At 68.9% G+C, this 18,978-nt stretch carries 14 protein-coding genes and 2 pseudogenes; 4 read left to right on the top strand and 12 right to left on the bottom strand.

The window, feature by feature from the left end:
* Positions 1-200: pseudogene (locus G5C60_RS32020) on the top strand (dihydrodipicolinate synthase family protein); the annotation flags it as partial.
* A 260-nt stretch (positions 201-460) separates the two neighbouring features.
* Here the strand turns inward: G5C60_RS32020 and G5C60_RS32025 are convergent.
* From G5C60_RS32025 to G5C60_RS32035, 3 genes are all read right to left on the bottom strand, one after another.
* Positions 461-1,366, bottom strand: coding sequence for a hypothetical protein (locus G5C60_RS32025; RefSeq protein ID WP_165264510.1), 906 nt, complete (start codon positions 1,364-1,366; stop codon positions 461-463).
* Positions 1,363-1,779 carry a hypothetical protein gene (locus G5C60_RS32030; RefSeq protein WP_165264511.1) on the bottom strand — a complete coding sequence of 139 codons (417 nt, stop codon included), beginning with the start codon at positions 1,777-1,779 and terminating at the stop codon, positions 1,363-1,365. Before G5C60_RS32030 ends, G5C60_RS32025 begins: the two co-directional genes overlap by 4 nt.
* A gap of 90 nt (positions 1,780-1,869) precedes the next feature.
* Positions 1,870-2,205 (bottom strand): hypothetical protein, encoded by a 336-nt coding sequence (locus G5C60_RS32035; RefSeq protein WP_165264512.1) that lies wholly within the window; start codon positions 2,203-2,205, stop codon positions 1,870-1,872.
* Between the two features lie 150 nt (positions 2,206-2,355).
* Between G5C60_RS32035 and G5C60_RS32040 the strand changes: the two genes are divergently transcribed.
* Positions 2,356-5,241, top strand: coding sequence for a CHAT domain-containing tetratricopeptide repeat protein (locus tag G5C60_RS32040; RefSeq protein WP_165264513.1), 2,886 nt, complete (start codon positions 2,356-2,358; stop codon positions 5,239-5,241).
* A 147-nt stretch (positions 5,242-5,388) separates the two neighbouring features.
* On the top strand, positions 5,389-6,444 hold the full coding sequence (locus tag G5C60_RS32045) for a tetratricopeptide repeat protein (RefSeq protein ID WP_165264514.1): 1,056 nt from the start codon (positions 5,389-5,391) through the stop codon (positions 6,442-6,444).
* A gap of 691 nt (positions 6,445-7,135) precedes the next feature.
* On the opposite strand, the gene G5C60_RS32050 is transcribed toward G5C60_RS32045, so the two are convergent.
* Positions 7,136-7,975, bottom strand: a complete 840-nt coding sequence (locus G5C60_RS32050) for a hypothetical protein (protein ID WP_165264515.1) — start codon at positions 7,973-7,975, stop codon at positions 7,136-7,138.
* Positions 7,976-8,103: 128 nt separating this feature from the next.
* Positions 8,104-8,511, bottom strand: coding sequence for a hypothetical protein (locus G5C60_RS32055; protein ID WP_165264516.1), 408 nt, complete (start codon positions 8,509-8,511; stop codon positions 8,104-8,106).
* Positions 8,512-8,848: 337 nt separating this feature from the next.
* Between G5C60_RS32055 and G5C60_RS32060 the strand changes: the two genes are divergently transcribed.
* The gene (locus G5C60_RS32060; RefSeq protein WP_165264517.1) at positions 8,849-12,703 is read left to right on the top strand and encodes an nSTAND1 domain-containing NTPase; all 3,855 of its coding nucleotides are present in this window, start codon (positions 8,849-8,851) and stop codon (positions 12,701-12,703) included.
* Between the two features lie 102 nt (positions 12,704-12,805).
* Here the strand turns inward: G5C60_RS32060 and G5C60_RS32065 are convergent.
* The 7 genes and pseudogenes from G5C60_RS32065 to G5C60_RS51250 form a co-directional block, all read right to left on the bottom strand.
* A pseudogene (locus tag G5C60_RS32065) lies at positions 12,806-12,919 on the bottom strand (integrase core domain-containing protein); the annotation flags it as partial.
* A 7-nt stretch (positions 12,920-12,926) separates the two neighbouring features.
* Positions 12,927-13,322, bottom strand: a complete 396-nt coding sequence (locus tag G5C60_RS32070) for a hypothetical protein (protein ID WP_165264518.1) — start codon at positions 13,320-13,322, stop codon at positions 12,927-12,929.
* Positions 13,322-15,505, bottom strand: a complete 2,184-nt coding sequence (locus tag G5C60_RS32075; RefSeq protein ID WP_165264519.1) for a hypothetical protein — start codon at positions 15,503-15,505, stop codon at positions 13,322-13,324. Before G5C60_RS32075 ends, G5C60_RS32070 begins: the two co-directional genes overlap by 1 nt.
* Positions 15,502-15,837: a hypothetical protein gene (locus tag G5C60_RS32080; RefSeq protein ID WP_165264520.1), complete on the bottom strand. Its 336-nt coding sequence runs from the start codon at positions 15,835-15,837 to the stop codon at positions 15,502-15,504. The genes G5C60_RS32075 and G5C60_RS32080 overlap by 4 nt, the downstream gene beginning before the upstream one ends.
* A complete protein-coding gene (locus G5C60_RS32085) occupies positions 15,806-17,449 on the bottom strand; it encodes a hypothetical protein (protein WP_165264521.1) in 1,644 nt (547 codons plus the stop codon). The genes G5C60_RS32080 and G5C60_RS32085 overlap by 32 nt, the downstream gene beginning before the upstream one ends.
* Positions 17,449-18,726 carry a site-specific integrase gene (locus G5C60_RS32090; protein ID WP_206440253.1) on the bottom strand — a complete coding sequence of 426 codons (1,278 nt, stop codon included), beginning with the start codon at positions 18,724-18,726 and terminating at the stop codon, positions 17,449-17,451. The genes G5C60_RS32085 and G5C60_RS32090 overlap by 1 nt, the downstream gene beginning before the upstream one ends.
* Positions 18,727-18,969, bottom strand: coding sequence for a hypothetical protein (locus tag G5C60_RS51250; protein ID WP_206440254.1), 243 nt, complete (start codon positions 18,967-18,969; stop codon positions 18,727-18,729).
* Positions 18,970-18,978 lie beyond the last annotated feature (9 nt).

Below are 18,978 nucleotides of genomic sequence, written 5' to 3' on the forward strand. Positions count from 1 at the left end.
CGTTCTTCGCCCGGCACATCGCGCCGTTGCAGGCGCGCGGGCTGTCCAACCCGGCGCTGGACAAGTTCCTGGCCACCGTCGGCGGCTGGGCGGACATCGGCGTGACGCTGCGCTGGCCGGCATCGTCCGCGCCCCTCGACGCGGTCGAACCGGCCCGCGCCGACGCCCGCCGGCTGCTGCCCGAACTCTTCCCGGCGTAGCCCCGGCCCGCTCGTCGGCTCAGCACGACCTGGCCCACGATTCCCGGAGCCCGCGGATGCCCCCGGCGGGCGAGCGTCATGCGCCGGCGCGCACAGGCGCTTGGACACGCGTGCCAGAAGGCATCCCTGCACGAAGGCATCCCTGCACGAAGACATCCTCAGTGCGGTGATCGAGCCAGACGGAGCACCAGCGGCGAGGCCGCGCACCGCGTGACACCGAGGAACCCACCGCGGACCCAGCTCGTACTTCGAACGCCCTCTCAAGCCCCCTTGCGGAGGGCGCGGGTCACAGCCATGCCTTCCACGCGTGTGGGTGAGCCGGAGCATTCGATGCCGAGCTCGGACGCGAGCTTCCCCATGTACAGGTCGACCGTGGATTCCACAAGTTCGGCGAGGGTCACAGCGGCCGCACGCCCGCGCCGCACTCCTGTGGCCAGGGTGATCAGTCCGACCGCGCCGGCCGGCCACCACCACACGCCCAGTACGAGATATCCGGCTCCCCACGCACTCAACCGGGCAGCGGAGGCCAGCGCGAGGCGGGCGGCGTTCAGTTCCGCCCGGACGGCATCCTCAACCATCAGCCACAGCCGGGGCCATCCGTAGGAAAGATCGAGCCGATAGGCATTCCATACACGCCAGTTCGTGGCGGAAATGCGGTCCCCAGTCCAGAACGGGTGTCGAGGCGGGGCAATCGCGACGCGGTTGCGGGTGGCGTTCAACCGAGCCGCATCCTCGACCAGGGCGGTGGTGTCTCCGCCTGCGAGGCGGGCACGCCCCGCCTCTACCAATGCCGCCCGGAAGGCAGCGTCAGCCTGTTGCCAACGCCGGAGTCTGTGGGCTGCCAGGCGCCGGGTGAGCGGCCCACGCGCGTCCATGAGCCAGAGTTGCTCCAGCCCCGTCCCCAGGGCCTCTGCAGCCAGGCCCACTCCCGCAGCGCCGGTCAGCACGGCCCCGGCGACCAGGCCAATTGCACCCGCGCTGTGTGCCGCGGGCGATGCCGCCACGTCGTCCAGCAGCAGCCGCAACCGCCCGACGTCGTTCCAGCGGCTGTGATCCAGGACGAAAGCAGTGGCGGCGACCACCAGAAACATCAGGCCCGGCAACGACAGAAGCGCACTCCACCGCTCGGCGAGCTTCCCGCTCAGCGTGTTGAGGAACGCACTCACGGATTCAGGTCGAGACGACGAAGTGGTTCGCCGAAAACCCGGCACTGCGGGTCGTCGTCCGGGACCTCAACACGGGCGCAGGAGTCACGGGGACAGACCAGGACCTCCAGCAGCGGGTACCCGTTACCGGTCCCGGGCAGTTGGCCGTAAGAGGGCTGTGGTGGGGTTGTACGGTAGGAGCCGAGCCCTGCGGTGAAGCCCGCCTGGAGCAGAAGGTCCTCCAACTCGCTGAACTCGTCCTCCAGTTCGTCCGGCCTCCGGCCGGCACGTACCTCTGCGGTGATGCGTGTGACAAGGTGCCGCATCCGCTCGTCTTCGACCGGGTACCCCCCCGGTGCGGCGAACCGCGCGCACAGCACAGCCAGCGGCTCATGACGTTCACCGTGGCTGCCACCCAGCTCTGCGTCACCCACCGACAGCCCTCGTTTCCTTCCCTGAACTGAGCTGTGCTAGAGGGTAGTTGATGGTCCGCTGACAAGACCACACGGGGACGGGATCAGCATTCAATGGGAGAACCGAGCCGAAACAACCGGTCGGCAGTCGCGGAATGGGGTGCGCAAGGTGCCACGCTCCTGCAGTGTTACCACCGCAGTGGCGAACGCCGAGATATCGACCTCGCCGTCGAGTTGTTCCGGCGATGTCTGCGGGAGACCCCGGCCGACGACGCCGGCTCTGCCACGCATGCCGGCAATCTTCTCGCGGCGCTGGCGATGCGGCTGGAGGTGTTCGGCGAGCGTCAGGATCTCACTGAGGTCATCGCCCTCGGTCGTCAGCGTGTGCGGCACTCGTCCCGCCTCCAGGACCTCCTGGTCCTGGGAACGGCGCTGGAACAGCGTCATACGTTGCAGCACGACCCCAGCGACCTCAACGAAGCCGTCGCAACGCTTCGGCGGGCTGCGGATCGTGCCAGTCGCAGCGACCCCAACTTCGTTGCCTGTCACAACGCGTTGGGGCTGGCGCTGATCCAGCGGCACGAGCGTGACAAGCGAATGGACGACTTGGCGGAGGCCGAGCGCGCCCTGCGCAAGGCCGTCGCCTGCCTCTCCCCCGACGCACCCTACGGATCAGGCGTGCTGGCCAATGCCGCGGCGGCACTGAAACAGCGGTATCTCACAACCGGCGACCGGGAAGCCCTGGCTGAAGCGCTCGCCCTCGCGCGTGAGGCGGTGGCCCGTAGCCCGCACCAGGAGCGCGCCGACCACCTCCACGCTCTCGCACAACACCTGCAACTGCTCACCGAGGACGTTCAGGACTGGGACGCTGTCGCGGAGGCCGTCGAGCTGTGCCGGGAGGCTCTGGCTCTGACACCGGCAGACCATCCCAAACATGCCGAGCGGCTGGCACGACTGGCCGTGATGCTGGGGAAGCTGGGCGAATCCCGCGATGATCCGGAGGCGTTCCGGGAATCGGTGGACCTGCTGAGGCAGTCCCTTCTGCGGACACCGGCTGATGATCCCTATCGCGTGCACCGACTGGGAGCCCTGGGTAACGCCCTGCAGCGGCTGTCCTCGTGGTCGGGAGACACGGCGCTGCTGGAGGAGGCGATCGGCTGCCTGCGCCAAGCCGCCGCCGAACTCCCGGACCACGAGGACGGACGCGGCTCGTACTCCTTCGACCTGGCCATTTGTCTGCATCACCGCTTCCTGCAGACGGGGGACCGGGCATCGCATGCGGAAGCGCTTGATCTGGCCAGGAACGCCATGCGTTCATCGCCTGCGGATTCGGTGGCTAAGGGCGTGCGCGCGGAGTTCCTCAGTGTCGTGCTGCAGAACCAGTTCGGGCTGACCGGCGACCGGGACGTGGTGCATGAGGCCGTGGCCGCGGGCCGCGAGGCAGTCGCCCTGGCCGCGCAGGGGTCCCTCACCCACACCAAACGCCTGAACACGCTCGCCACCACTTTGCTCGGCGGTTACCACTGCGACGGTGACGCGGCCGACCTGAACGAGGCCCTGAGGCTCCTGGAGCAGGCCCTGGACATGACTCCGTTCGACGACCCCAGCCATGCGCGCATGCTGAGAAGCCTGGGGGAGGCGTGGCGAGCGATGGCACGGCACACCGGGGACCCGAACGCCCTGCACCAGGCCGTGGTCGCACTCGGCCGCGCCGTACGGGCGGCCCAGAGCCAGCCGTACGCTCACGCGACGCACCAGGTCGGACACGGTGATGTCCTGCGCGACCTGTATGAAGCGGAGGGAGACCCGGGAGTACTGCGGGCGGCGGCGAACGCCTACCAACTGGCCGCGCGAAGCACTTCGTTCCCACCGCTCCAGCGTGCGCTGGCAGCATGCTCATGGGCCGCCTGCCTGGAGATGACCGACGGCCCGGGTGCCGCTCTCAGGGGACTCGAGCTCGCGATTGAACTGCTGCCGCAAGTGGCACCGCGTCGACTCTCGCGCAGTGATCAGGAGCGTGGGCTGGCCCGTCTGAACGGACTGGCGTCCGCAGCAGCGTGGTGCGCGATCAACACCGGCGACACCGAGCGCGCGGTTCAGCTGCTGGAACAAGGACGCGGCGTGCTCCTGGGCCAGATGCTGGAAGGGCGTGGTGAGCTGGCCGAGTTGCGAGCCGCCTACCCCGTGGCCGCGGACTACCTGATCGAGCTGCGGGAACGGATGGAATCCCTCGCCCCGCCCGAGGAGCTGTCGGCCACTCCCTCCCCCTGGCCGCGAACCGCCGAGATGTCCGACGAGCGCCACGCGCTCGCCACACGCTGGGACGAACAGATCGCGTACATCCGGACACTTCGCGGCTTCGAGGAGTTCCTCGCCGGGCCCACCCGGGACAGTCTCCTGGAGTGCGCCGAGGAAGGGCCGGTCTGCCTTCTGTACGACGGACCGGACCGCGGCGACGCGCTGATCCTGTGCGAAGGGCAGGTGATCCACGTACCTCTGCCGGCACTGACCCAGGCCGCGTTGGAGCACCGGGTGACCCGCTTTCACGACGCGCTGCGCGCCTCTCGTACGCCCGGTGAGGAGGAGGGAGCGGGTCAGGTGATCGATGAGACGCTGGGCTGGCTGTGGGACTGCGCCGCTGGACCCGTACTCGACCGCATCGGCCTGCTCGGCCCACCGGCGGGGGAGTGGCCCAGGATGTGGTGGTCACCGAGCGGTGCGCTGTCCTCCCTGCCACTGCACGCGGCCGGCCATCACGCCGAGCACTCGACTCCGCGGCCGCGTTCGGTACTTGACCGGGTGGTTTCCTCCTACACACCGACGGTGCGGGCACTGCGCTACGCCCGGTCGCGGGATCGGGCATCGCCGCGGCAGACCGATCTGCTCGCGGTCACGATGCGCCACACGCCCGGGGCAGGCACTCTGCGCCGGGCCGACCGTGAGGGGCAGACCCTGCGGAAGCTGCTGCCCGCCAAGGTGCTCTCAGGGCCCGAGGCCACCTACGAAGCCGTGCGCACCGCCCTGCCCCACCACTCGTACGTACACTTCGCCTGCCACGGTGTGAGCGTGCCGGGCGAACCCTCGACGAGCCGTCTGCTCCTGCACGACCACGAGAGGCAGCCGTTGACCTTGCTGGACGTATCGCGGCTGGATCTGTCGGAGGCGCGCATGGCGATGCTCTCCGCCTGTGAGACCTCGCAGGGTTCCGCCCATCTGGCCGACGAGGCGATCCACATCACCTCCGCTTTCCAGATCGCGGGCTACCCCCACGTCATCGGTACCTTGTGGCCTGTCCACGACTCAGTGGCAGCACGCGTCACGGAGGCCGTGTACCGTGATCTGCGCGGGGAGCGTGAGGCGTCCGTCCCAGGCCTGGACACGGCCAGGGCAGCAGGTGCCCTTCACCGCGCGGTGCTCGAGTGCCGCGAGCTCTATCGCAAGTCTCCCAGCCTGTGGGCGACGCATGTCCACGCAGGCGCCTGATCGTCGCGCAACCGAGCGGTCATCCCAGACACGCATCCGCGCGGCACCGCACACCTCGATCACAGAGACGGATGGCATATGAAAGGGCTGTGGCGCAAGCGGTTGGGGAACGGCTTACCACGGCGCCGCCGAAGCGCTGATCGAGCGGTGCCGAAGCCGGAGACCAAGGACGCCGAGCGGGCAGACCACATCGAGGACTCGGACTTGGAACACTGGAGCAAGGTCTTCCTGGTGGCGTACGAGATCCGCGGCCCCGATCACCCCGACACCCTCACCGCAGCAAGCAACCTCGCCGCTGTCCTGGCCGGTTTGCCCGGCAGCCGCAGCGACGCCATCCACATGTACAAACAAGTGCTGGGCACTCGGATGAACGTGCTGGGTGACACGCATCCCGACACTCTGGAGACCGGGGCAGATCTGGCTCATCTCCTGTACGAGGACGGACAGTTGCCTCACGCGGAAGAGCTGTGGCGTTTCGTCCTCGACAACTGGTCGCGGACACAGGGCTCAGGCCATCCGGACACCCTCGCCGCGGGCCATGAGCTGGCGAACGTCCTGGAGGACCTCCAGCGCACCGCGGAGGCCGAAGCGCTGCGCCGCAACGTGCTCGACCACCGAACCCGACAGCTGGGACCGGAACATCCTGACACCATGGAGTCCGCCCTCGGCCTGGGCAAAGTACTGGTCCTCTCCGGCCAGGCACGAGAAGCCGCGGAGATATACCGCGAGTTGTTGCCGAAGCTCCAGAAACGGTACAGCCCCGGCGACGAGCGGGTCGCTGTCGCCCAGGGCAACCTCGCGGCAGCTCTCCAGCGCATGGGCTCCCTCACAGAAGCCGAGGTGATCCTCCGGTCTCTCCTGGAGACACGACAAAAGGGTCTAGGCGAGGACCATCCCAGCACGCTGACCGTCCGGAACAACCTCGGCGCGGTGCTCCTCGACCTCGACCGCCTGGCGGACGCCGAAGCACTGCTGCGTTCTGTGGTCGTCGGCCGGGAACGGCTGCACGGCAAGGACCACATCATGACCTGCGGTGCACAGGAGAACCTGGCGGCCGTACTGGTCAGGAAAGGGCAGGTGAGGAGCGCGGCGAACCTGCTCGAACGCTGCCTCGTCGGATACCGACGTGCCTACGGTGAAGACCACCCGCAGACCAGGCAGACGCGTGAGCGGCTGGCAGCGCTGCGCCGTTCTCAGGCTTGAGAGGGCGTTTGAAGTAGGCAGATTGCTGCTTATGCCCTAGTGAATCCCTGACGGCGTCGCCAGAGCGGTACCCGAATGTGGCACGGACGTTAGGAACAGTTGGGCTGTCTCATGGCGTGTGGAGTCTCAGGACATTCGCCGGTTCTGCGGACTGAGGGCCGTGCTGATCACCGGGTGGTGTGTCTCAAAGTTGGAGGGGCGAGTTCATTCGTTCGTGGTCGCGTCGGAGGCGGCGGGTTGACGGAGATGTACCACTGAAGCAGCGCGGGGCCATCAGCCGGAGCCGGGGACCGCCGTCCCTGCCCATGCTGTCACCGTACGACCGGCAGGCAACGACGCCTGCCGTGTCTGGACCGTCCAACAAGCCGAAACGGCCCGCCAGATATACTGACGAGCCGTCACGAAGGTTCAGACTGATACCAGAGGTACAGGAACCTGCCCATAGATCGTTCGCGCTCTGACGGTTCTGCTTCCCGTCGCTCGATGTGATGGATCGGCGCCCACTGCCTTCCTCATACGCCGCGTGCGTCCGTACATTCGGGACTGGCCAGTGGCACTGTGGAAGGTCCTCGCTGATCACCTGGTGTCGGCTCGAGCCGACAGCCCGGCACGCCGCATTTCGTCGGTGAGCCCTTCCACGCCCGGGCCCAGGAGCGCGGCGCACCCCCGGGCTGAAGAAGCGCAACGCTTCTCAGGGCGACGTACTGTCCAGCACGGCCCTGGCGTTGGCCATCCCCTTGTGCAGTGCCTTCTTGATTGCCTGGAGCGGGTGCGTGTGGGCGCGGATCGCCTCCTTCTCGTACGCCGCCTGCACCGCCTGCTGCACACCGAGGTAGTTGACGTCGAGTTGGCAGCGCACGCTGGCAACTGCGACCCTGCGTTCCAGTGTTCCCACCGTCTTGGTGGCCCACCGCCGGTCGGTGGTGGCCTGCCCCGGGGTGTCGAAGGCAAGATGGTGGCGGTCCTTCATGCAGGCGCTCCAGCGCCGGGCTGCCTGGACGACTTGATCATCGCGCAGTGCCCGTTCGTACGCCTGGTATTGCAGGGACAATGCGAAGTTGTTCGTCGCACCGAAGTCGCCGAGCCGCTGTCCCTTGGGGCCCACAGGCCAGGTGATCCCGGCGGCCAGCCGGGCGTCCGCGGTGGCGCGGCAGCCGCCGGCCGGTACTGGCTTGCCGCGGTAGCTGGCGACCCGGCCGGTGAGCACCGCCACCGTCGCGGAACTGGGCTGCGACCGCGGTGGGGCTGTGCTCTTCGTCCGGCTGCCAGGGAGCTGTGGGTAGCGGGTGTAGTGGAAGCCGTGCTTCTGCGCCAGGCGCTCGTCGAGCAGCTGCCCCCGGCGCCAGCGGGCCTGCTGGAAGCCCGAGAGGGGGACTTCCCCGGTCGCGGCCAGACCGTAGCCGCGCAGGCAGTCGTTCGCGAGCCGCATCCGGGCGCGGCCCAGCGCGGCCTCCTGCTTCGCGTCCGGTAGATAGGCGTCGAGCGGCAGATGAGCAATCGTCCCGGCAACCGGGGTGGGGGTGCCGGCCACCGGCGGCATCGCGGGAGCTGGCGCGCCCCCCGTGGTGCATCCCGTAACGCAGCCGAGGACAGCCAGGGAAAGCAGTGCGCGTGGGCGCCACTGGAGCGCCCACACCCACCGCATACCACCGAGCATGATCACGAGACTCCGATAGTCCAGTCGGCGGTCTCGGTGCAGTACCGTAGGTTGGCACCGGTGCTGTCGCCCAGGCAGGTCGCCACCCAGACGTACCGGTTCTCGCCGATGTTGTGGTTGTCGCCGTCGCAATCCCCGGTGGTCTCCTCCCGGACGCTCTCTATGAACGAGCCCATAAGGTAGTAGAGATGCCCCCAGACGTAGTAGCCGTCGGTGTGCAGGTCGCACGCCTGAATGGTGTCTCCGTCGGCGATGAAGCGGGCCTTACCACCAGCTGGGCTGGGATCTGTCGTGTAGGCATACCGGCTGTCCTCTCCGGCGACCGCGGTCGGCGCCATGGCGAGAGTGCCGCCCAGCACCAGGGCGGCGGACGCGCCGACAAGCGCGACACCCCGATTGAGCAAGCGCATGGTCATCTCCTTGTCAGATCGGATTGCTCGGGATCGCTGCACGCCACACACCGTGGGGCGGCATCCTTCTCGGTCTGGTTTCCTCGACTGCAAGTCCAGGCTGGGCCCAAACGACGGGCCCTAGTAGGGGGACGCCGGCCCGCGGGCCAGGGCGGCCGCTGGGGGCGTCCTGGATCGAGTTCACGGGGTTTGGGGTTGTTGCACAGCCGTGTCCCGGGCGTGAAACAAAGCAGGTCGCAGGCTTGGGTTGGCGAGATGGTGTCTTTCACGGTGGTGGGGTGCGTGTTGGGATGAGACGCCGCTGCTGGTCACGGGCGCGGCACGGGGGGGAAGCGCTATGGGGCGTCCGGAGGCGGACCTCGATCCGGGGCTGGGTCCGGTTCAGCGGTTTGCGTTCGAGTTGCGCAAGCTGCGTCAGGAAGCGGGCGGCATCACCTACCGGCAGATGGCCCGGCAGGTGGAGGTCTCGGTCACCACCCTGTCGAGAGCGGCCGCAGGGGAACAACTGCCCTCCCTGCCGGTGGCCTTGGCCTATGTGCGGGCGTGCGGCGGCGAGGAGAAGGCGTGGGAGCGGCGCTGGCGCGAGGCGGTCACGGAGCAGGCCCGGGCGGCCGACCTGGTGGCGGACGAGACCGCTCCTTCCCCCTACCGTGGCCTGGCCCGGTTCGAGGTGGGCGATGCGGAGCTGTTCTTCGGCCGGGACGAGGTGACCGATGCGCTGGTCCGCGCGGTGGCGGAGCACCGGGTGGTTGCGGTCTTCGGGCCGTCCGGCAGTGGCAAGTCATCCCTGCTGCGGGCGGGGCTGATTCCCCGCCTGCGCAGCCTGGAGGGACCGCACCGGCCGGCGGCGGTGCGGATCCTCACCCCGGGCGAGCATCCGCTGCGCACCCACGGCACGGTGTGCGTACCGGCCCCGGGCGAGGGGGATACCTGGCTGGTGGTGGACCAGTTCGAGGAGGTCTTCACCCTCTGCCGCGACCCGGCAGAGCGGGCCGGCTTCCTTGCCCGCCTGCTCGCCGCCGCCGAGCCCGCAAGCCGGCTGCGCGTCGTCCTCGGCGTACGCGCCGACTTCTACGCCCACTGCCTGGCCCTTCCTGAACTGGCCGCAGCCATACGGGAGTCCACCGTGCCGGTGGGGCCCATGGGTGCCGACGCGCTGCGCGCGGTGATCGTCAAACCGGCCCAGGCACACGGGCTGATCGTGGAACGCGCCCTGACCGCCCGGCTGACCGAGCAGGCAGCAGGGGAGCCGGGCAGCCTGCCGCTGCTCTCGCACGCCCTGCTGGAGACCTGGCGCCGCCGCAGAGGCCGCACGCTGACCCTGGAGGCGTACGAGGCAACCGGCGGGATCCACGCGGCCATCGCCCAGACAGCCGAGGACCTGTACGCGCGGCTGTCCCCGGACCAGTGCCTGCTCGTTCGGCGAATCCTGCTGCGCCTGATCACCCCGGGGGACGGGACGCCGGACACGCGGCGTCCCGTCGAACGCGCGGAACTGGATCTCAGTAACTCGGGCGGCGTTGCCCGTGTCCTGGCCGATCTTGCCGCTGCCCGCCTGGTCACTCTGGACGACGACAGGGTCGACCTTGCCCACGAGTCGCTGATCTCCTCGTGGCCGCGCTTACGGCAGTGGATCGAGGAGGATCGCGAGTGGCTGCGTGCCCACCGGCGGTTGACGGAGGCGGCCCAGGCGTGGGACGACCTGGGGCGTGACCCCGGGGCCTTGTACCGAGGAGCCCGTCTCGACACGGCTGACGAACTGTTCGCCGCGCCTGAGCGTGCGGCCGCCCTCACTTCGCTGGAACGTTCCTTCCTGGCCGCGAGCCGCGAGGCCCGCACCAGTGCGCGGCGCCGCCGGCGCGGACTGATCGGCGCCCTCAGCCTCCTGGTCGTCCTGTCCCTGCTCGCCGGCGTCGTCGCCTGGCAGCAGGGGCGCACGAGCGACCGGCGGCACGCGGAGGCGGAGGCGCGGCGGATCGCGGCGGTGGCGGAGAGCATGCGGCTGTCCGATCCGGTGACGTCGATGCAGCTGGGCGTGGCGGCGTGGCGGCTGGCTGAGACTGCGGAGACTCGGGGGGCGTTGGTAGGGGCGGTTACGCAGCGGGAGGAGGACACGTTCGCGATACCTGGCGCGGATGTCGGGGACCTGGAGTCGGACACGGGCCGAGAACGTCATCTCGTCGACAGCGGCCGGACCTTGATGTCCATCGCTCCAGGGGAGATCACGACGTGGGACGTGCGCACGCATCGCCGTGGTCACTCGTATCCGGGGTACGGCGAGGAGGCCACGTTCGAAGCGGTCGCGCCGGACGGCCGTCAGCTCGCGCTGTCGGTGGACGACGAGATCCGGATATGGGACGTCAGGGCCGGGCGGGCCACCGCCAAGCTGCCGACGGGCCTGCCGAGCGGCGTGGCGTTCGGGCCCGGCGGGGACACCCTCCTGGTGGACACAGGGCCCCCGAACCCGGAGTCGAACGGCTCGGATTCGATCCAGGCTTGGGATCTGCGCACCCGGCGGATGGTGGTGAGCGTCCCCGTGGGGGACGAGGAAGCGGTAAAGAGAACGGTCAGCGCGGACGGCCGGTGGCTTGCCGTGTGCTCGGACAAGCGCCCGCTGGAGATCTGGGACACCACCGGGCGGGGGACGGCGGCTGAGCCCTGGCCGGCCCGGCTGAAACGGTACTCATGCGCCGATGACTTCGAACTTGTCTTCTCCCCGGACAACCGCACGCTGGCGCTTCTGACCGAGACCGGGATCCGCAGGGTGGACTTCCGTTCAGGGCGTGAGCTCACTGGGATCCAGAAGGAGAACCTGAGCACACTCCGGTTCAGCGAGGACGGCCAGTTCCTTGCCGCGAGCGGGGACCAAGGGCTCGTACTGTGGCGCCTGTCGGAGCCGTACGACCCCGTCCCGGTCCTTCGGTACTCGTTACCGAACGGGATCCAGGATTTCGCGCTCGATCCCGACGCGCACGCCGTGCGCTATCTCAACGGGGCCGAGACGGTCGTACGGTCGCTGAGCCTCGACGAGACGGCGGAGCGGTGGGAGCGGCACCCGGTCGACCACGCCCGACTCGCCCAGGACGGCACGACGCTGGCCGTCATCCGGCAAAGGGGTGCCGGGAGAGGCGTACGGCTGCTGGACACGCGCGACGGCGCTGTTCTCCTCGAACCGGAGGGGCAGCCGTGCGATGCCAAGGCGCTGGACGAGTACGAGGACAGGAGTGAGCTGTCGTCGACGTCGAACTGTGTCGGTCTCATGGCGTTCAGCGGCGACGGCGGGTACTTCGCCTACGGCAGGAGCTGGTCCAACGCCGTCGACGACATGACGAAGCGGCGCCGGATCACCGTCTGGGACATCAAAGCCCGGCGAGAACACGCGGTCATCGAGCCACCGGGTGGCCGTGGCCTGTGGGGGGTGCAGAGCGTGGCCCTCACTCATGACGGCACTTCTCTGCTGACGTTCAGGTCATGGGACGACATGGCGTTCGACCTGTGGGACGTGCGCCGCCGCGAGCGCGTACGGACGGTGGACCGGTTCGCCGCCACGGCCGATGGCTGGTTGACGTCGGAGGTGAGCAGTTTCAGCCCAGATGTGCAGAGGCTGGCGGTGCGCCGGAACGGAGACACCGTGGTGACCCCGGACGGAGTGATCGCCGATTTGTCCACCGGGCTGATCAGCGGCCGCAGTCTCGGCGACGACCAGACCAACGTGCTGGCCTTCAGCCCCGACGGGGCCTATCTCGCGGCAGCCGACTACCTGGGTAGCGTGACTCTCTGGGACGGAGCCGTGCGCACGCGGCTCGGCTTGTTCCCCGGCACGGACGAATTCGAGTACTCCGACTCCTTCGGCTTCGACGGCCACACCGGCAACGTGAACGCCCTCGCCTTCTCCGACGACGGCAGCACACTCGCAGTCGGCGACCTCTTCGGCAGGGTCCAGCTCTGGGACGTGCCGTCCAGTCGTCCCCTCGGCTCCCCCCTCTCGACCTCGGGCGGCCCGGTCCTGTCCCTCGCCTTCAGCGCCGAGGGCGGCACGCTGTACGTCGCGGGCCGGCATGTCCCGCTCCAGAAGTACGACCTCACCCCGTCCCACCTCGCCAACCGGGCCTGCGAGCGTGCCGGCGGTGGTCTGTCGGCGGCGGACTGGAAGACGTACCTGCCGGATCTGCCGTACCGGGAGACGTGCTAGGTGTAGTGACCCGCTACCTGGGATCGGGCACCTGGGCTCGCGCCACCCCGGCCCATGTGTCGTTACGCACCGCAACTGTCCTGTTGCCGAGAAGACCTCATTGGCCTCGTACTCGACGGGCGGAACATGGCCTATCTCAGCGTGGAATCTGAGGTGGTTGTACCAGTCGACCCACTCGGCGGTGGCCAACTCGACCTGGGAGAGCGACTTCCAGGGCCACCTCTCAGTCGGCGGAGGGGAGAGCGGTGAGTCTCCGGTCGGCGACGCGTTTCTTCAGGGCCTGGTTCTCGCTGTAGAGGTTCACGGTCACCGTGGCGAGAGCGTCGAGCTTGCCGTTCAGTTCGGTGATCTCGGCCTTCGACGCTCGCAGTTGTCTGCGGAGCTCCGCGATCGTCTCGTCGCGGGCGACCTCGCCGGGGGTGCGGAGGACGGGTCGGGCGACCTGGGCGTCCCATTCGGCGAGGATGTCGTCGGCGCGGTGGACGGTCGCGTGGCTGACCTGGGCTTCTCGGGCGAGGTTCTCTTTGGTGAGGGCGCCGTCGGTGTGCAGAGGTTCGCCGGCCAGTAGCCGGGCCATGGCCTGGCGGAGTTTGGTGGTGGTTTTGGCGGACACCGGCATCAGGCGGTGACTCCTTCGTGCTGAAGTGCTCGGGTGATGCGCTGGACGTCGGTGAGGCGGATCAGGACGGTCTCCCGACCGGGTGGCGACAGGTTGGGGTCCTTGGCCCTGGCCTTCAGGTCGTCTTCCTCGGCGATCCAGATCGGAGCGTGAGCTCGCGTGATCACGGAGTTGCGGCAGCGGTCGGGCTGGCAGGCGCCGATCAGGGGTGCCCGACCACGTTGATCAGCGGGCAGCTCGTTCTGGCACTCGGCTTGCGGGGCGTCGAACATGCAGTGGTTGATGGTCCCCAGGTGCAGGTTGGGGAACTGGTCGGCGAGCAAGGCGGCTTCGGCCCGTTCGTCGGCGATCTGGGCCCGCAGGACGAGGTTGTCATCCATGGCCGAGATGACTTGGTCCAGGCCCGCGTGGAGGCGTTCGGCGCCGGGCCCGACGGCGACCTTCTCGCCGGTTCGTCGGGCCTTGAGCAGGTCGACGAGCCGCAGGGCGGCTGCGTGCTCGAGTTGCTGGTCGAACTCCTTGGCCCACCTGGTGTCCATCTGTGCGTATGCCTGGGTGGTGCAGTTGGCCATGGCCCGGCGGGCGGCGTGCTTGAGCTGGAGCCCCAGGGCGACCTCGGAGTCCGGTTCTCGGCCGGTGATCACCGACATCGTGCGGCGGAACATGTGCGAACGGACGTGCGCGTCCGGGATGGGCTCCAGGCCGTAGGCGTCCGCGTTGGTGTTGACGCGTTCGACGAAGTAGTCGATGTCGTCGGAGGCGGTGATCCCTCGGCCGCCGCGGTTCTTCTTGCCGCGGGGCGGCTTGAGACTCGCGAACAGGTGGGTGGGATGCCAGGACAGCTGTTCCGCGACGGCGATGGCCTCGGCGACCGGCTCGATGATCCACCAGCAGGACTCGGGCCGTTTCGGGTCATGCTTGATCTTCTGGGACTTGATGGCCGGCGACCCGTAGTAGGTGGTCACGGCTTCGCGTTGGATCTCCTGGACTTCCGAGTCGCGCATGAGACTCATCGCCGTGACGAAGACGTAGCAGGCCGCCCTCAACATGCGCAGTTCAACGTCGAGTTGGGTCTGTGTGATGTGCGTGCGCCAGGGCCGGGTGCTGCCGTCCTCGCGGAGAGTCTGGGCGGCATCGGTACAGGCGATCGGCAGGGACCAGTACCGGTTCCCGGCCATGACCATCGTTCGTCCCTGCCCGGCCGCCTCTTCGACGAGGCGCCGGCGGGCCCGGCCCGAAGCGGCCTTCGACGTGAACCGGTCGCCGTTCGAGACGCCCCAGATGATGCGGGCGAGGGTGCTCCAGATCACCGATCCCGCCTTGCCGACGCCGTCGTCGACCGCCCGGACCGGGATGTGGTTGTCCGGGTCGGCCAGCCAGGAAGCGATCTGGGCGTCGACTTCTTCGGTGGTCCTGGTGATCTTGCGGCAGGGTTCGGCCCCTTTGCCGAGGTCTGCGGCCAGGCGCTCGAAGTGGTCCTTCCAGCGCAGGATGTCGGGGGCGAAGGTGTGGACGTAGGTCCAGGCGGCCCGGATCAGGGGCCACCACGTCTGCGGCGGGATCGCCGGCGTGGCCAGCGTGCCGTCGTCCGCGGCGGCGTTGAGCACGGCTTGGCGTCCGATCTCGGCGGCGGAGCGGCCGTCCCAGGGGTCGTCGAACGGTGTGACGCCCGTGATGACCCCGGCGAGTTCCCGCAGGGTGCGGACGGCGCCGAGGTGGTTGGCCACCGTCGTGTCGCTGACCGTCGTGGCCAGTTCGTCCATGAAGGATTGCCAGTCGGCCGCGGCCCAGCGTCCTGGGTCGGCAGGAAGGCCCTGCTTCCGCCCCCATCTCAAGATCACGCGGAGTTTCTGGGAGCACATCTTGACCGTGGGGAAGGCGACCGGCTCGGCAGAACGGTAGATGGCTGCCTGCCGCAGGATGCGGTGGGTGGGGTTGAACTGGGCGAACGCGGTCTCCTTCAACTGCAGGGTGATCAGGGGGTCTTCCGGGGCGAAGTGAATCCTGTAGCGGGTGGGGGCCTGGTTGGCGGGTCGGCCGGTGCAGTCGCCGGACCAGTGCTCGACGTCGCCGAACAGCGGGACTCGGATGCCTTCGACGAGCCGGTAGCCAGGTCCGAAGACCGGTTCGTCGTCGCGGAAGCGAGCCGACGCGACGGGCTGGAATGCGGGCTGAGGTGTCACCGGTCGAACTCCGTTCGCTGGCCGAGCGGAAGATCGAGACGCAGGTCCAGGTCGATCACCTGCTGCCGGGCGGCGGGCAGCAGGTCGGCGCACTCGCTGAAGACCTCCTTCAGGGCGGCCGCCTGCCGTCCCCAGACGGCCTGCCACTGCGGCGGGGGAAGAGCGGCCCGCATCCGTTCGATGTGGTCGGACACCATCAGCAGCCGCGGCAGCTGCGAGGTGAAGATCACCGCATTGCGGCAGAGCATGCACATCGCCGGCGCAACATGGCAGACCTTGCCGTCACCCCGGTGCGGGGAGTCATAGGGGTCGCGGCAGTGAGTGAGCCCCATGTCCAGCTCGCCCGCGCGGATCGCCTTCGCCTGCGAGGAGTCCAGGCCCAAGGACCCGGCGACCTCGGGCTTCTCCAGCCGGGGTTCGGCGGCGGCATCGACGAACACCGGCTTCTGGGTGGCCCGTTGGAAGACCCACTGCTGAGACCGGTTGATGGCGCGGCCCGCCAGGACGTGCGCGGTGGTGCTGGGCGTAGTGCCCGCGATAGACCTCGACGTGGTGGTCGTCGCCGGCCAGGTCACTCACCGACCCTCCCAGGACGACCGCGCGGACCACCTTGGTCGTCTTGCGCAGGCGCCGGACGTCGTGCGGCTGAGAGATGACCAGCGGGTTCCCGCCGCTGTCGCGCTGGGCGGCGATCCAGTGGGTGAACCGGCGTTGATCGTGCGTGAACTCGGCGCATGCGGCCCCGAGTCCGCCGGTGCCCTTCCGGTAGTCCACTGCCAGGAACAGCCACGGCTCGCTGGTGAAGGCGTCCCGCGCGAGGGCGGTGACCGCCAGAAGGCGCCGCAGCAGGCCCGGGACGTCCCAGGTGCCTGTCCCGGCGAAGTACGGATCCTCCGTGTCCCGCGGGGCGGGCTGTTCCGGGTGCAGGTCGGCCCGGATGCGGGTGGCCCGGTTCTTCTGCTGGACCAGTCGCACCCCGCCGTCGGTGAACTCGATGTGGGGGACCTGCAGGTCGTGGAGCTCTTCCGGCGTCGTGTCGGACATGCCCAGCAGGAGCAGGACCCGGAAGGCGTGCAGATCCATCTCGTCGGCGGACAGCATGCGGCCCAGGGACCGGATCAGGGCCCGCTTTCCGGGCCGCCGGGTCTTGCCGTCGTCCGTCCAGGCGGGCAGGACCTCACGGATCTCTGCCGGCCACCACTTGGGCTCGGAGGGCAGTTCCTTCTTCAGGACTTTCGAGGTGGCCATTCCGGCACGGGCGGCCCAGAGCAGGTTGGGCAGGCTCCGCCAGCCGCCGTCGCGTGGGTCCTCCCCGGCGGCCAGCAGGTCGCGGCCGCGGGCGAGCCGGGCCTCCGTCGCCCGTACTTGTTCCCGGGCCGCGTCCCGCAGCGTGATCCGTTCGGCGTTGGTGAACTCATCCAGCGGCTTCTCGCGCGGGGCGCGAAAGGCTGTGGGTGCCTGGGTGCGGATCTTCAGGTTCTCGCAGACCGTGGCGCCTGCGGAGGCGCGTTGGCCGATCATCGCCAGCAGGGCTTTGACCAGCGTATGGGCGGTCTTGGAGTGCGGAAAATCCTGGCGCAGGGCCTCCTCCCATGCGTAGATCGCCTCGACGAGGTCGATCGCGTCGCTCTCCAGCCGGGCGTCGGCCGGATCCAGGCCGAGCGTCGGCGCATACTCGTCCGTGAAGGTGGCGAACTTCCGCACGGCTCCGCCGTAGGTGGGTCCGCCGTCGGCGATCCCCAGTGCGCGGGTGATCTTCACCCACTCGTCCGCGAGCTGTGCCGCCAGCACCGTGCACCGGTAGTCGGCCGGGTTGATGCTGTGGCGTCTCACCCGGCCCCGGTGTTCCGAGGTGACGACCCGGATCCCCGCGTGGTCCAGAGTGGGCCTCGGCGGCGGAACGCTGGCGCGGACCCGGACCTTGCGCTCTCCTCGGCGGGCCATCAGACAGCCCCCGCCCCGACCAGCGTGGCCGCGTAGTCGGCGTAGGTCTTTTCCTGGTCGTTCCACTCCGCAATCGCCTGGCTGACCAACAGATTCGTGTTCCGGATGTAGGTGAGATACCGAAGTGTGGAGCTTGGCCGCCGATGGCCCAACAGCCGTTGCAGGATGAGCAATGGGTTCCGCGAGAGGTGATCGGTGAGGTAGGCGCCGTGCCCGCCGGCGGCCAGCCGTTCGGCCTCTTCCTGCAGGACCAGCTGCGTGAGCATCTGCAGCATGTAGATCGCGAACGTGTGGCGAGTGTCGTGGATTCGGAACCGGGATGGCATCACCAGGTCGACCTCGTGCTCGTCGCAGATCTTCAGGCTTCGCAGGTGGGCCTCGGCAAAGATCTGTTCCCAGCGCTGCTTGGACAGCAACCGCCCGCCGCGGCCGACGAACAGGGCCATCGGCTCCAGGCCGAGGTCGCCCTCGATGACGGCAATCCGGCGGATCTCGGCGGGCATCGCCTCGACGCGGAAGGTCCGGCGCCGCCCGTGCAGGGTCCCGCGCAGCTTCATCTGCCGCAGGTCGATGTCGTCGACGAGGAACAGTTCGTGGCGCCGCCGGTAGAGGGTCTTCGCCGAGACCCTGACCATCGCGGCCCGCTCGGTGCGGCGATAAAGATCGATCTCCTGCAGCGTCGCGTGCTGGACGGCCACCATCCGCGGCAGCCCAAACTTGGCGATGGCCTGCAGCATCACCTCGGCCGGGGAGGCGTCCCGGCGCGGCGGGCCGACCTCGATGTCGAGCAGGCAGCTGAACTCCCGCAGCCGCATCCCCGTCGTGATCGCCAGCTCGCCGGCCGCGCTGTTGCGCAGCGGGGAGTGGACCCGGAAGGCGGGATCGAGCAGGCCGTCGGGGAGATAGCCGCGCAGGCCCACCTGCTTGAGGAACCGCCACTGCCGGAAGGTCAGGTGGCGTACGTCCAGCTCGGTCGTGGCGCCCCAGGCCAGCACGTCCCGCCCGTTGCTGCGGCGGAAGGAGGACCGCTGGTCGAGCAGCTTCGTCTCGACGGCCCAGTCGAAGAAGTTGTTGATCGTCGACCGGCGCCTTCGCCACGTGGCCGGCTTGTCCGGCGCCTCGCGGTGCTCGGTGCAGTCCTCGCGGTAGGCCACCAGATCTTCCTCAGTGGCCGACAACAGGTCGGTCGGCAGCGGGAGCTGCTCCAGGAAGTCGACCAGGTCCAAGGCGTCGTACGTGTAGTCCTCCAGCGACTTCGCCTTGAGTGACTTCGACATCTACAGGAAGAACGAGCACAACGGCTCCACCGGACGCATGTCGAGACCGAGGAAGAACGGCGTGCCCTCCTTCACCGCCCCGGGCCGCAGGGCCGCGATGGCCTGCTCGACGGCGAAGTCGAACTGCCCGCCACTGATGTCGACTTGTCCGGCAACGCCCGGTGCCTCGGTACAACGCCGCCCCCCCCGCAGGACGGAGTTGCTCCCCGCGGTACCCGGCCCGGCTGCGCCCTGCCTGCGCACACACAGGAA

The sequence above is a fragment of the Streptomyces scabichelini genome, from assembly GCF_011045015.1.
Taxonomy (GTDB): domain Bacteria; phylum Actinomycetota; class Actinomycetes; order Streptomycetales; family Streptomycetaceae; genus Streptomyces; species Streptomyces scabichelini.